13 protein-coding genes and 1 pseudogene are annotated in these 14,068 nt (G+C 57.8%); 7 read left to right on the forward strand and 7 right to left on the reverse strand.

Annotation, left to right across the window (positions count from 1 at the left end; genetic code table 11):
• From AC13EY_RS00420 to AC13EY_RS00430, 3 genes and pseudogenes are all read left to right on the forward strand, one after another.
• Positions 1 to 129, forward strand: a pseudogene (locus tag AC13EY_RS00420) (IS5-like element ISCARN85 family transposase); the annotation flags it as partial.
• Between the two features lie 66 nt (positions 130 to 195).
• Positions 196 to 1,695, forward strand: coding sequence for a hypothetical protein (locus AC13EY_RS00425; protein ID WP_482875968.1), 1,500 nt, complete (start codon positions 196 to 198; stop codon positions 1,693 to 1,695).
• Positions 1,695 to 2,435, forward strand: a complete 741-nt coding sequence (locus AC13EY_RS00430) for a hypothetical protein (RefSeq protein ID WP_482875966.1) — start codon at positions 1,695 to 1,697, stop codon at positions 2,433 to 2,435. The genes AC13EY_RS00425 and AC13EY_RS00430 overlap by 1 nt, the downstream gene beginning before the upstream one ends.
• 42 nt (positions 2,436 to 2,477) lie before the next feature.
• Here AC13EY_RS00430 and AC13EY_RS00435 read toward each other — a convergent pair whose 3' ends face one another.
• The 5 genes from AC13EY_RS00435 to AC13EY_RS00455 form a co-directional block, all read right to left on the reverse strand.
• Positions 2,478 to 2,990, reverse strand: a complete 513-nt coding sequence (locus tag AC13EY_RS00435; RefSeq protein WP_482875964.1) for a flavin reductase family protein — start codon at positions 2,988 to 2,990, stop codon at positions 2,478 to 2,480.
• Positions 2,991 to 3,161: 171 nt separating this feature from the next.
• The gene (locus AC13EY_RS00440) at positions 3,162 to 4,190 is read right to left on the reverse strand and encodes a methionine synthase (RefSeq protein WP_482875963.1); all 1,029 of its coding nucleotides are present in this window, start codon (positions 4,188 to 4,190) and stop codon (positions 3,162 to 3,164) included.
• Between the two features lie 28 nt (positions 4,191 to 4,218).
• Positions 4,219 to 5,202, reverse strand: coding sequence for a DUF1852 domain-containing protein (locus AC13EY_RS00445; protein WP_285676183.1), 984 nt, complete (start codon positions 5,200 to 5,202; stop codon positions 4,219 to 4,221).
• Between the two features lie 433 nt (positions 5,203 to 5,635).
• Positions 5,636 to 6,691, reverse strand: a complete 1,056-nt coding sequence (gene rlmM / locus AC13EY_RS00450; RefSeq protein WP_482875962.1) for a 23S rRNA (cytidine(2498)-2'-O)-methyltransferase RlmM — start codon at positions 6,689 to 6,691, stop codon at positions 5,636 to 5,638.
• Positions 6,692 to 6,752: 61 nt separating this feature from the next.
• Complete coding sequence (locus AC13EY_RS00455) at positions 6,753 to 7,469, reverse strand: 5-methyltetrahydropteroyltriglutamate--homocysteine methyltransferase (RefSeq protein ID WP_482875961.1); 717 nt, start codon at positions 7,467 to 7,469, stop codon at positions 6,753 to 6,755.
• A 112-nt stretch (positions 7,470 to 7,581) separates the two neighbouring features.
• Between AC13EY_RS00455 and AC13EY_RS00460 the strand changes: the two genes are divergently transcribed.
• The 4 genes from AC13EY_RS00460 (at position 7,582) to AC13EY_RS00475 (ending at position 11,290) form a co-directional block, all read left to right on the forward strand.
• On the forward strand, positions 7,582 to 8,505 hold the full coding sequence (locus AC13EY_RS00460) for a LysR family transcriptional regulator (RefSeq protein ID WP_228247457.1): 924 nt from the start codon (positions 7,582 to 7,584) through the stop codon (positions 8,503 to 8,505).
• Between the two features lie 229 nt (positions 8,506 to 8,734).
• Complete coding sequence (locus AC13EY_RS00465; protein WP_482875960.1) at positions 8,735 to 9,604, forward strand: alpha/beta hydrolase family protein; 870 nt, start codon at positions 8,735 to 8,737, stop codon at positions 9,602 to 9,604.
• 102 nt (positions 9,605 to 9,706) lie between these two features.
• Complete coding sequence (locus AC13EY_RS00470; RefSeq protein WP_088273866.1) at positions 9,707 to 10,468, forward strand: SDR family oxidoreductase; 762 nt, start codon at positions 9,707 to 9,709, stop codon at positions 10,466 to 10,468.
• A gap of 198 nt (positions 10,469 to 10,666) precedes the next feature.
• Positions 10,667 to 11,290: a QsdR family transcriptional regulator gene (locus tag AC13EY_RS00475; RefSeq protein WP_088273865.1), complete on the forward strand. Its 624-nt coding sequence runs from the start codon at positions 10,667 to 10,669 to the stop codon at positions 11,288 to 11,290.
• A gap of 178 nt (positions 11,291 to 11,468) precedes the next feature.
• Here the strand turns inward: AC13EY_RS00475 and AC13EY_RS00480 are convergent, their stop codons facing one another.
• Both AC13EY_RS00480 and AC13EY_RS00485 read right to left on the reverse strand, forming a co-directional pair.
• Positions 11,469 to 13,067: an ATP-binding protein gene (locus tag AC13EY_RS00480; RefSeq protein ID WP_464383433.1), complete on the reverse strand. Its 1,599-nt coding sequence runs from the start codon at positions 13,065 to 13,067 to the stop codon at positions 11,469 to 11,471.
• Positions 13,064 to 13,780 carry a response regulator gene (locus tag AC13EY_RS00485; protein ID WP_482875957.1) on the reverse strand — a complete coding sequence of 239 codons (717 nt, stop codon included), beginning with the start codon at positions 13,778 to 13,780 and terminating at the stop codon, positions 13,064 to 13,066. The genes AC13EY_RS00480 and AC13EY_RS00485 overlap by 4 nt, the downstream gene beginning before the upstream one ends.
• Positions 13,781 to 14,068: the final 288 nt, after the last annotated feature.

The raw sequence follows: 14,068 nt of genomic DNA on the forward strand, positions 1-14,068 counted from the left end.
GAGGTAGAGCGTCTGTTTCGGCGCTTGAAAGGATTTCGCAGAATTTTCTCCCGCTTTGAAAAGCTCGATGTCATGTTCATCGGCTTCGTTAATTTTGCCCTGATCGTTGACGGACTGAGGTTGTGTTAACAGGCCCTAACCCGCCGACTAGACGCCCAGACCCGCGTGGTAACAACCGGCAGAACCCACGACCGCATGGCAGCGACAAGAGACGTCCACCAACTCAAACGCCAGCTCGACGCCCTCATGCTGGAGATGCCAAACAAGGTTCTGATCAACGGCGAACTCAATACCCAGACCCTGCGTACTCATACTGAGCACCGCACCTACTCCATACAGACCCTGGTCCGTGCGGAGCTGGCGCAACAGCTGGAACTGAAAGCACGAGACTATGGCGCCTACCTCAAGCGGGTAAACGAATGGACAAAACGCAACGCCGCCCAAGGTCTCGCCGGCCTGGTCACCGTACTCAACATCTGGAACTTCCACGAAACAATGACCGCCGCCAGCGCCAACGGCGAATGGAACCGGCAAGACCAGTTGGCGGTCAGCACGGCAGCCAGCAGCATGCTGGCGAGCTTGGCCACAATGACGTTGATACCGGCGTGGTCGAGGATTAGCGGCCTAACGGGCTCGGTTAAAACTAACGGGGCTAAAGCGCAACTACTGCGACTTACCAGTGCTGCGGCCCATAAGTGGAAAATCGGCTTAGAGTACAGGGCACTGTTCAAGAGTTTTGCAATGCGAGCAATTGCTGTGTCTGCGCTTTCAGTAATCGCAGCGGCATCAGAGATTCTGGCATTACAAGGGCAAATCGAAGGCACAGAATCGTACAATAGACGACTGGCCTTGCGCTTAAAGCAAATAGCGGCCATTGCTATGGGCGGAGTTGCAATCTTCCAACTGAGCGCATCAATAGGTGCTTGGACGGGAACATTCTCGACAGGAGCAATATTTGCACCCTGGGCGGTAATTGCCCTCCTGTTAACTGGAACTCTTTACCTCGCGGCGTCGCTATTGGCAGATGCTATGAAACTAGAGGGTTTCAGGTTGTGGCTTTACCGTAGTAGTTGGAGCAAAAGCTACTCTAACTATTGGCCTGACAATGAGGATGGCCGAAAAAGCGAAATGCTTGCGCTACATGAGATACTACTGCGCCCCACCATTATTGCCAAAACACTGGAAGACGGTGTTTGGCTAAAGCTGATTTTCCCTCCTAGCATCGCCGGACACACGGCAAGCATCCACCCAATGATGGTTACAGAAGGAAACTGGTTTCGCTCCGACAGAGAAACCAGCTACCGCGCGGGCATGTACTCGGGCTACATGTCAGAGGGCCGCTGGATCGAACTTAATGAGCTTGGAGAATGGGCTTCCCTTGGAGCCCGCAATCAGCCAAACACGGTTTGGCCTGTCTACCAGGCGACTGACTGGCGTATCTGGCTCGTCCACATACCCCGTTCCCGTGGCATGGACCGACTCGATATCAGCATCAACTATCCACCTGCTGTACTGCAACGCCCCGACAATCTCGGCTATCGATTCAGCATCAACCTGGCCGGAATACAGGAAGGAGCGTTGCATGAGAATCCTTACGTAAAAAATTGGCAAGTCGAACCGGCTAGCATCTCCACATCCAAATCTGAGTCGGTGAGAGCATGTTCAAATTCCGGTCTCAATCTGGGAGTCATTTAATGAGAAGGACCTCATGGCGCAAAACAGTAGAGCTCTCAGAGAAAATGGGATGGAAACATACCGAGGAAAATACGTTATTAACATGGACGGTCAAAGCAATCGACAAGAGAATAATCCCTGAAGGCGGCATCATTGTCATAAGCACGTTAATAACGGTTGGGTTCGGCCTATGGGTAGGCATGGGTCACTCGGCCTTCCTGGCTGCAATACCCATGACCTTTATCTTCTACAAACAAGCAATGCAAAAAACCGTCTTTGTCTACCGTGCAACCGACAAACATCTTGAGGTGTGCCGCTGGCAAGACATTCCTGACATGGTGTTTATCTTTATACGCGTCATCCCTTTCGTGATGATCGGGATCGTCCTGATGCTATTGATCAGCAACCCGGCGCTATCCATTGCCGCATTGGCCGGCCCGGCTTTGGTGGGGATCGGACTAGCCTCGGTGGGTGGCGACTCGAGCTACCAAACCTACTGGCAGGACTTTCAGCAGGATGAGTATCTGTGGAGCGAGGTGCTGGAGGCGATGCTGGACGCCGAGCAAGGCCTCATCGTGCTGACACTACCCTACGAACTACCCGCCGAGTACGCAGCCCAGATAGATAATCCGGAGCAGTTCACCAGCCAGGATGTCCGACTGTACTTCCGCAAAGACCAGCAGGCCGAAGTGATTGCCATGGTCAGGGACCGGATACCGCACATCGTGCTTACGCCGGGCAGACAGATATACGAATTTTGATGAGCGCAACCATTAACAGACTCACCAGCAAGGCAGAACCCGTCAATCACCCGGAATGCTGGCAGGCAGTGAATAATATTGCCCCTTGAAATACAGCAGCGGCTCGACAGAAATAGCCTCTTCCAGGCTTAACGCCTTTACCTTGCCAATCACGATCAGATGATCACCCGCGATGTGTTCAGCATGGACTTCGCAATCCAGCCAGTGCAGGCTGCCATCGATGACAGGATTTCCCAAAGGTGAGTTCCGCCACTCAACACCGAGCCACTTGTTCGCGCCCTGCCGAGCAAACCGGTTGGATATGCTGACCTGATCGCCGGACAGGATATTGACCGCGAACCGACCCGCGCGGCGAATCTTGGGGTAGCTGTACGAGTCGGACTTGACGCTGAAAGAGACCAGCGGCGGGCTCATCGATACGCTGTAGAACGACTGACAGGTAAAACCAATCGGCTCGCCATCGACGTTTGAGGTGATGACGGTGATACCGGAAGCATAGTGCCCGAGGGCTTCACGAAAGCGCAGGGGGGCTATGGTGGAGCTGGGAACAGACATGGCAGATCCTGAAATCAAAAATCCAGATAGAGCGTGACTGGAGCGGCCGACAGTAATATGGCAGGCGGCGCACCTGAGCCGGGGCCTTTCCAACCCCAGCCCATTACCGGCAGCGTGATTGATCTACACGTTCAATCATCACCGCACGCACGCCACTACATCCTCCAATTGCTAGGCAAGGAGCTCCTGGCGAACAATTTCCGCGCCGGCGCTCAAGGCGCTCAGCTTCCCTCTGGCCAGCTCTCGAGACAAAGGCGCCATGCCGCAGTTGGTGCACGGATAAAGCTTGTCTGCATCAACAAACTGCAGCGCCTTGCGCAGGGTGCTGGCAACCTCCTCCGGTGTTTCTACCGTATTGCTTGCCACATCAATGGCACCCAACATCACCTTCTTTCCGCGGATCAGCTCAATCAGGTCCATCGGAACATGCGAGTTTTGGCACTCCAGCGAAATCATATCAATCCTGGATTTTTGCAGTTTGGGGAACGCTTCTTCGTATTGGCGCCACTCCGAGCCCAGCGTTTTTTTCCAGTCGGTATTAGCCTTGATGCCGTAGCCATAGCAAATGTGAACCGCCGTTTCACATTTCAGACCCTCTATGGCTCGCTCCAATGTGGCAACCCCCCAGTCATTCAGTTCATCAAAGAACACGTTAAAAGCAGGCTCATCAAACTGAATAATGTCGACACCTGCGGCCTCGAGTTCTTTGGCTTCCTGATTGAGAATCTTGGCGAATTCCCAAGCCAGCTTTTCGCGGCTTTTATAGTGCGCATCGTAAAGCGTATCAATCATGGTCATGGGCCCTGGCAGTGCCCATTTGACAGGTTGATCCGTCAGTTGCCGTAAATAGATTGCGTCCTCAACAAACACAGGCTTCCGGCGAGCAACCGAGCCAGTGACAGTCGGCACACTGGCATCGTACCGATCACGAATCCGGACAGTTTCCCGCTTCGCGAAATCGACTCCATCGAGATGCTCAATAAAGGTGGTTACGAAGTGCTGACGAGTTTGTTCACCATCACTCACAATATCGATGCCGGCGCATTGCTGGTCATGCAGTGACAGACGCAATGCATCGCGCTTGCCATCGCGCAGCGCTTCACCTTCAAGCTTCCAGGGTGACCACAGCTTCTCCGGTTCCGCAAGCCAGGATGGTTTGGGCAGGCTGCCCGCAGTTGACGTAGGTAATAGTTTATTCATGGTAAATCGTGCCGTGTATCCTGGTTATTTAAAGAGAGCAGCTAGCAGACCACTGTTCAAGCAGATCCCGGTAGGGCTTGATAAAACGCTCTTCAGCAAACTTCCCCTGCGCAACAGCAAGCTCGCTGCGTTCCTTTCGGTCATAGACAATGCGGGTCAGTGAGTGATCCGGATTTTGCAAGTTGGGTTGATAGCACTTCCCGGCAGCAGCGTTCGCGTTATATATCTCGGGCCGATAGATCTTCTGGAAGGTTTCCATGGTGCTGATGGTGCTGATCAGCTCCAGATCGGTGTAATCGTTAAGCAGGTCTCCGAAGAAGTAGAACGCCAGCGGTGCAACGCTGTTTGGCGGCATAAAATAGCGGACAGCCAGCCCCATCTTCTTAAAATACTGCTCAGTTAACGAAGACTCATTTGGTTCATATTCAAAGCCCAGAACAGGGTGCTGGTTTCCCGTCCGATGGTAGATCTTGTTATCCGAAACACTCAGGCAGATCACGGGCAACTTCTTGAAGTGCTGTTTATACGCACCTGAATCAACAAAATACTTGAATAACTTGCCGTGCAGATCGCCAAAATTGGCGGGCACGCTGAAGCCGGACTGCCCCTTGTTGTGATCCGGCAACACTACGCTAAAGTCGTAATCGCGCAGGTACGATGAAAAGTTGTTGCCAACGATCCCTTCAATGTATCTGTCAGTCTTTTTATCAAGGATATTGGTTTTCAATATCTCGATTGCAGGAAAGCTGTCAGCAGCCCCTGTTGCCTCGAGCGTCATTTCAACAGAAATAATTTCCAGCTCGATTGCGTACCGTTCGCCCTTGGGATTATCCCAATGTGCCAGCGCGTTGAAGCGGTTATTAATCATCCTCAAGGCGTTGCTCAGATTCTCCTGGCGATTTTCACCACGCGCCAGGTTGGCGAAATTGGTTGTTATCCGCGTGCTGTCGGAGGGGTGGTAATGCTCATCAAAGGGAATGCTTTTGATGGCAAACTCAAACTCGGTATTCATGGCAGTCGGTATCCTGACGTCTGGAAACCCCTGAGTGCAGCAACAGCCCGTCAGGGGTTCTAAATTTCCTTTTCCGGTGCGTACACCAGGGAACAGATGGCAGTTTAAGTCAGGCCGAAATTGAGAAAAACTGAACGTATTTCACCAATGCATTAGTTAAACTCATAATGGCAAAAATACCCTGACAGGATTCCCGCCAGAGCCGGGGGGTCTGCCTGCCGCCGCGATGTCTGAGCGGATATACGCCCCGCGCCGGCAGCAAGCAATCGCGCAGGGTGAACGAATCAGGGGCAACACTGCCGGCGGGGCAATGCGATAGCGATGCCGTCGGTAGATCGACGGCAAGGCTCTGAGGCGTCGCAAACCGGCTGCAGCCTCAATCTATGACGGTAGGCAGGGCTTCTCGCAGGCAGCGCGACTGAGGAAATCAGGCCTAGCGCAACACTCGAATATGGCAGGTAACTTCTTCACGGTCGGTATAGAGCTGCTTGCAGGCAACTTCTGCCCTGATGCCGGCCGCCTCGAGCGCGTCCTGAATATGCGCCAGGCACTGGACCACCTCCGGATAGCGCTGCTTCATTGGCAGTTTGAAGTTGATGATCAGTTCGCGGCAAAGTTTCTGGGTAATCCATTTGGCGGCCAGGGCGCTGCTGCGGGCGGGCTTGTCGACGATGTCGCAGACCATCCAGTCAACAGTGCGTTTGGGCTTGTACATGTAGCCGTCGGCCTGCACGTGCTCGACCTGTCCGCTGTCCATCAGGCGGCGATCCATGGGGCCGTTGTCGACGGCAATCACCTTCATCAGCCGGTTGACCAGCTGCCAGGTCCAGCCGCCGGGGGCGGCGCCAAGGTCGACCGCTGTCATGCCTGCCTTCAGGCGCACGTCCCAGTCATCACGCGGGATAAAGTGGTGCCACGCCTCTTCCAGTTTCAGCGTCGAGCGGCTCGGCGCTTCTTTCGGTACGCGCAAACGGGGAATCCCCATCGGCCAGGGCGCGCCATTGTCAGCCCAGGACCAGCCAACAAACACCTTCTGGCCACTCTCGAAGCACAGGTGCAGGCGCGGCAGCTCAGCCTTGTTCGGGCGCACAAACCGGGTTTTGGTCAGCGCGCGTTCAAGCGGCCCCTTGAGCTTTTTGGTAAGCGCCGCGAGCGCCTTGCCATCATTGGTATCGGCGGTTTCCAGCCAGATCAGCGAGGCAATCGGGCCCTGGGCACAGGCGGTAATAATGGGGCTGACGCGATCTTCCGGATCGAGATCGACCCAGCTGCCTAGCGCCCACTGACGAACGAAGATCACTTGCTGGAAATCAATGGCCCGCATCAGCTGCTCGGCATCGCCCGTCTCCGGACAGACAAAACGCACCAGCGCGCTGCCGTCACGGGTCACGGGGTAGCCGGCAATGCCCTGCTCGTTAGCCAGTTCCTGCATTTCCGCAGCGGCTTCGCCCTCGAAGCCTGGACGGCAATGTAGTAACAGTTCCTGCATGATTCGCTCCCGAAAGGTAATGGGGCGCTACTCTACAGGCAGACCGGCACAGGTTGAAGCGTCAGGCAGCAATAGACGACGGGTTGCCGATTTCCACTGCCCAATACGCTAGCTCACCTTCATCGCTGGCCGCCAGCCAAAGCCGATCACCCAGACGCTGATGCACACTCCGTAGCTGCGCCGCCAGCGCTGCCGACTGTTCGGGTTGAGGCAGCACCAGTGACAGCGCCTTATAGGCAGGAAGCCGATCCAGCGCAGCAACCAGTTCACGCTCCGCATCGTGCAACTCGATCTGCAGCGCATCAACCGGGAGGCTGCAGGCCAACCCCAGATTGTCGACCAGCGGGCCTCCACTCACTGCCAGCAGCCGTCTCAGTGCCGTACGCTGCAACCGGTTGTAGCTGCGCTCGCAGGCCGCAACCAATACCGGGGAAAGCGGCTGCGTCAGTTGCGGCTCATTCAGCTCGACCCACTCCACCCCGTGTTTGCCGAGGGCAAGCAGCAGATCGTCATAGGCGTCCAGCAAGCCATCCAGTTGCTCAAGCCCCGCCTCGCTCCCATCACTGAGTGACCACAGCAACGACAACGGCCCCGGAATGATCGGCTTGACGTTGAATCCGCAGGCACGCGCACTGGCAACCCGCTCCAGTAGCGAGTCAAACGGCGGCATACCCGCTGATGCGATGCTGACCCATGCCATACCTGCGTCAGCCTGCTGGTGCCAGCGCGCTGACTCCTGCGCAAGTGATACAGCGGGGCCGGTTTGGTGCAGCAGCATGGGAGTTCTCCTGATCGCTCAACAAAGTGGCGATACTCGCCCGCGGCGAGCACTGAATCAAACTCATCTTGCTCATGCTATAGTTCGATTTTTCTCATATAGACCCGCTGCCATGCTTGAACTCCGCCACCTGCGCACCCTGACTACCCTGCGCGAGGCAGAAAGCCTTGTTGAAGCCGCCGAGCGTCTGCATCTGACCCAGTCGGCCCTGTCGCATCAGATCAAGGATCTGGAAGAACGGCTCGGCATGAGCCTGTTTGTGCGCAAGAGCAAGCCGGTGCGCTTTACCAGCGCAGGTCTGCGGCTGCTGCGTCTGGCCGACACCCTGCTGCCCCAGGTGCGCCAGGCCGAGCGCGATATTCAGCGGCTTGCGGGCGGCCAGGCCGGGCGCCTGCATATGGCCATCGAGTGTCACAGCTGCTTCCAATGGCTGATGCCGACTATCGATCAGTTCCGCAACGCCTGGCCCGAGGTCGAGGTCGACTTTGCCTCGGGGTTCTTCTTCGCTCCGCTGCCGGCGTTGGCCCGTGGCGACCTGGATCTGGTTGTCACCTCAGACCCGCTCGATATCCCCGGCATCAGCTATGTCCCCCTGTTTACCTACGAGGCCCTGCTGGCGGTCAGCAACCAGCACCCGCTGAGTACCCGTCACCACATCAGACCCGATGATCTGGCCGGCGAGACGTTAATCACCTACCCGGTTGAGCGCGAGCGCCTCGACGTTTTCAAGCAGTTTCTTGAACCCGCCGGAGTCGAGCCGGCAGGTGTGCGTACTGCCGAGATGACAGTCATGATGATGCAGCTGGTGGCCTCCGGTCGCGGTGTGTGCTGCCTGCCCAACTGGGCGCTGGCCGAATATCTGCACAAGGGCTACGTCAGCGCCTGCCGGCTTGGACCGGACGGTCTGTTCGGAACCCTTTACGCCGCGGTGCGTGAAGACATGATGACAATGCCCTACCTGCAGGACTTTCTGCTCACCGCCAAGGACACCTCCTTTGCGACGCTTGAAGGGGTCAGCGCGCGGGGCAACGACTGAGCCCATTCGGGTGACGTGGCACTGCGCCGCCGCACCACTACTTTCCCCTTTTTTCACAGCAAAAACAGGCGCTTAGCGAGAAAATCTCAGACATCACTCATCTCAATATCGAGACAAACCGCCCGGATAACCCATCCGGGCGACTTTACCTCACACGCAAGCCCCCTACCGTGAGCCTTCTGCGCACCTTGCGCAGCCATTCCAACAACAAGACAAAAGGACTCACAGGATGAATGCACAGATGTTCAAACTGGCCACACTCGCGCTCGGCTTGTCGCTTTCCAGCATCGCGCTGGCCACCAATCCCGGTGGTGGTGGCGGCACCGGCAACCCGGCTACCGGGACCGGTTTCCCGGGCGTTGGCAGCTTCAGCGCCAATGGCCCATTCGCGACGACCAGCGGCAGTGCGGGCAGCAGCTGCACAGTGTTTCGCCCGTCCACCCTCGGCGAGAACAACCGCAAACACCCGATCATCGTCTGGGGAAACGGCACCACTGCGTCGCCCAGCACCTACGCAGCCCTGCTTGAGCACTGGGCCTCGCACGGTTTCGTCGTGATCGCAGCCAATACCTCCAATGCCGGCACCGGCCAGGAAATGCTGGGCTGCGTCGACTACCTGACCACCCAGAACAACCGCAGCACCGGCACCTATGCGAACAAGCTGGACCTCAACCGTATTGGCGCGGCCGGGCACTCCCAAGGCGGTGGCGGCACCATCATGGCGGGGCAGGACTACCGCATCAAAGTCACTGCGCCGTTCCAGCCATACACTATTGGTCTGGGCCACAACAGCAGCTCGCAATCCAACCAGAATGGTCCTATGTTCCTGATGACCGGCAGCGCCGACACCATCGCCAGCCCGACCTTGAACGCCTTGCCAGTCTACAACCGCGCTAACGTGCCGGTATTCTGGGGTGAACTGTCCAGAGCCAGCCATTTCGAGCCGGTCGGCAATGCGGGCGACTACCGTGGCCCCTCAACCGCCTGGTTCCGCTACCATCTGATGGACGACGCCAGCGCCGAAGACACGTTCTACGGCAGCAATTGTGACCTGTGCAGCGACCGCGACTGGGATGTACGTCGCAAGGGCATCAACTAATGCCCGCGCCATCCCGACCGCCAGGATGCTGTCGGGATGGCGACACTTGAGTGCCCGTCGGTGGTGTATCCTCTGCCCAGCCTAAAACACAGAGGAATCCCGATGACCGACTCCCCACTCAAAGTCGCCCTGGTTACCGGTGCCGGCACAGGCATTGGCCGAGCTACCAGTATTGCCCTGCTCAAGGCTGGCTATCACGTGGCCCTTACTGGTCGCAACGCCGACAAGCTGCAGCGCAGTCTCGAAGGGCTCGACGAGCTTGCCAATAATGCTCTGGTGATCCCCTCCGATGTGCGCGACCCGTCATCCGTGAAAGCGCTGTTCGACCAGGTACAGGCAACCTGGGGGCGGCTGGACGTTCTGTTCAACAATGCCGGTACCGGCGCGCCGCCGTTACCGCTGGAAGAGCTGCCGTTCGACGCCTGGAAGGCCACTATCGACACCAACCTGACAGGCGCCTTCCTCTGTACCCAGCAAGCCTTTCGGCTGATGAAAGCCCAGACGCCGATGGGCGGACGCATCATCAACAACGGCTCGATTTCAGCCACGGCTCCGCGCCCGAACTCAGCCCCCTACACCGCGTCCAAGCACGGCATGACCGGCCTGACCAAGTCCACCTCGCTGGATGGTCGCAAATACAATATTGCCTGCGGGCAGATCGATATCGGCAACGCCGCTACCGAGATGGCTGCACCCATGCAACGCGGCATACCGCAGGCCAATGGCGAGATCATGGCCGAGCCGGTGATGGACGTGGAGCATGTCGCCCAGGCGGTTGTTCAGATGGCCGAACTGCCACTGGAAACCAACGTCCAGTTCATGACCATCATGGCAACCAGGATGCCGTTCATCGGCCGCGGCTGATACACAGTCGAGACGTCTGATCCGGCCGCTTGCGGATCAGACGAAACGGTTCGTTGGCGAGCCGATGACGCGTGGTTACAAATTCACTCGTATTACTACTGGTGATTCACACACGGGACACTTTCATTCTTGGTATCAGCATTGCTACCATGCAAGCCAAATACGAAGAAGAAACCTAAAACGCCAGGAAAGCACCGAATGACCAGTCAGCAGACTCCCCTCTCCCTCGCCCTCTCAAAACGCAAATCCGACGAACGCGCGACGCCGATATCGGCCTTTCGCATGGCACGCAGCTGGTGGCTGGAAGGCCGCCGTCTGAACCTGTCGCAACTCGCGGAAGAGCTGGGTATCGGACGAGCCACACTGATGCGCTGGGTCGGCAACAAGGATTTGTTGATGGGCGAAATTCTGTGGTCGCTGTACAAGCGTATCTACGATGAAGCCATCGCCCGTGCCGAACAGACTCCCAACCTCACGGGCATCGACTATCTCACGCAGATATACGAAGACATCAATGTTGCATTGATCAACGCGCGCCCCATGTACGATTTTCTGCAAGCCGAGCCGCAATGGGGCCTGCAATTGCTCACTGCCCGCGCCTCAGGCCTGCAGGAGCGTCTGATCAGTACCTGGCAGCAAATGTTCGAAAAGGCGATTGCGGCTGGTGAAATCAAGCCAGAGATGGATGCCCAGAGCCTTGCTCTGTACATCGTGCGTATCGGCGAAAGCGCCATTTATTGCGACCTGATCTGCGGCCGTAAACCCGAGCCAGGCCCAGCTACCACGGCGTTCCGCCTGCTGGTCAACGGTCATCAGCGCTAAGACGCGATTTGTCTGGTGGGGAGTCTCCGCGCGTCGGTAAATGAGCTCACGGAGAACGCTGCGCGGTTCTCCATGCTACCGCCCCCGCAGCCCGCAACCTCCGTAGGGCGGAGAACGCCGCAGGCTTCTCCGCGCGTCGGCACATGAACCCACGGAGAACGCTGCGCGGTTCTCCATGCTACGACGCCTGGCGCAGCGGCCAGTCGATAATGAAGGCAGCTCCGCCCAGCTCCTTGGACGATTCGACCCGTGCGTAGCCGCGGTGCCAGTAGGCAATGCGGCGAACAATGGATAACCCCAGGCCATAACCACCGCTGGCACGGGTACGGCTGTCGTCCAGCCGAAGGAAGGGAGTAAAGATGCGCTCGCGGTAGGCCTCCGGAATCCCGGGGCCGTCATCTTCCACAGTCAGCCTGCAGCGGCCGTTGGCAACGCGTGTAGTCACCTTGACCCGCGAGGCCGCATGACGCAGGGCATTGCTGACCAGGTTGGTCAGTGCCCGATGCAGGTAACGCTCCTCGGCGTCCACCACATGGGCCCGGCCATGGGACAGATCTTCATGCTCCAGCTGCACGCTGGCAGCCAACGGCAACAACTCGGTCACAACCTGCTCCACCGTCGCCAGCACATCCACCGGCTGCAGCACCAGAGCCGGCGCGCCCTGTTCAAGACGGGCGTAGGTCAGAATCTCGTCGACCAGTTTGTCCAGTTCGGTCAAATCACCGTCCATGCTGTCGAGATAGCGTTTCAGATCAGCTTCACTGCTGGCTGTTTCCACCATCTCCAGACCGAAGCGCAAGCGCGCTACCGGCGTGCGCAGCTCGTGCGAGACGGCTCGAATCATCTCCTGTTGAATACGCATCATGCGTTGCAGGTGGCCGGCCATATCATTGAACGCCCGTGCCAGACTGCCAACCGAGTCGCTGCCGATAGCCTCCGCCCGGGCATCCAGATTACCGCGCGCCAGATGCGTCGCCGCCGACTCCAGATTCATCAGCCGCTGCTCCAACTGACGCACCAGCAGATAAATCAGCAGACCACTGAGCGACAGCGCCAGCAAGCCGGTCATCAGCAGCATCTCAGGCGGATACTCCTGCATCTGATAGATCGGTCCGAGGCTGACTACCCAGTTGGTATCCGGGATTTTCATGTACATCATCACCGCGTTGCCGTCCGGCCCCAGGCTCAGCACGGTATCGAACTCATCCAGACGCCGGCGTTGGTCGACATCCAGATCGGTTTCGTTAAGGCGGGTGAGATTGAGCGGAAAGCCGAAACCCTTGTCTCGCCGCAGTCGCTGCAGCCAGGTTGGCATGTCACTTTCAGGGTGCCGCACCAGCTCGTCGGCAATCAGAAACAGGGTAGCGCGACCCAGTTGCTCGGAGATCTTCTCGATATCGGCGGTCAGCACCTGCTGCTGGCTGAGGTCCACCAGACTGTATACCCGGACCTCGGATGGCGCGCTGCTGAGCACCAGCACACGCCCCTGAATCAGCCGCGACCAACTGCTCGACTCCAGCCCCAGGTCGTCCAGCTGGCGCAACTCCAGGGGCACACCGATCAGCCGCATCCACACGGCCAGCGCTTTCTGCCGCTCGGCTTCGTCCATCGGCTCCAGGTTATCTGCCATGAGGCGGAAAGTGCCTGTCGCCATGCGCTCGCGGTAATCCTCTGCGCGCACATCGTTGATCATGCGGATGCTGACCAGCGCCAGCAGGGAGACGGCGACCAGTACCAGCAACATGCCGCCGTAGATGCGCAGAAAAATCGAGTTCACGGCTGATCCGGGCCGGGACTGACGAACAGATAGCCTTTGCTGCGGACGGTCTTGATCAGTCGCGGAAGGTCCGGATCATCGCCGATCTTGGGGCGGATACGCGAAATACGCACATCGATGGAGCGGTCCTGACCGTCATACTCGATACCACGCAGAGCGATAAAGATCTCCTCACGGCTGAGAATCCGGCCAGCGTTACTGGTCAGCAACCAGAGCAGATCAAACTCGGCACCGGTCAGCTCGATCAACTCGCCGCGCAGCCACGCCTCACGACGGTCGTTATCAATGATCAGCTCACCAAACTCCAGACGCGTCGGCGCCTCGCTGGTTTCCGGCTCGCTGGTTCTGCGCAACAGCGCACGGATGCGCGCCAGCAGCACCTGCGGGCGGACCGGTTTGCTTACATAATCGTCGGCACCCAGCTCCAGGCCACGAATCTGGGCCTCGTCCTCGCTGCGTGCCGTCAGCATCAGGATCGGCCGCAGAAAACCTGCCGCACGGACCCGCTCGCAAATCGAGTGCCCGTCCTCGCCCGGCAGCATCAGGTCAAGCACGACCAGCGCCGGCTGGGTGTCGAGAATTCGCTGCACGGCAGCGCTGCCATCCGCCTCAACCGCAACCTGAAGCCCCTGAGCCTGCAAAAACTCGGCAATCAGACCCGCCAGCTTCTGGTCGTCCTCAACAATCAGGATGTAACCGCTGTCTGCCTCCACCCATGCCTCCCGCTCGCTGAACTACTCAAATCAGCCGGCGATTGTAGCACTCGCTTGCCTTCAGGCCACAGCCCCTGACCCAGAGCACTGGAAACAGCTTCCTCCAACGCTGACATCAACTTGAAAACAAGAAAAAGGTAAACACTAGGGAATCGCTGATCAATTCAGATTTGCGCATTACCGGTGTCGATCAACTGAATTTTTGATGCAGCGAACCTGTTCTTGGCGACATTGCTCCGCAAATCGCCTTCAACTCTGGCCATTTTGGCCTATTTCCACCCGACTACC

It is taken from the genome of Halopseudomonas sp. L-58, from assembly GCF_056859475.1.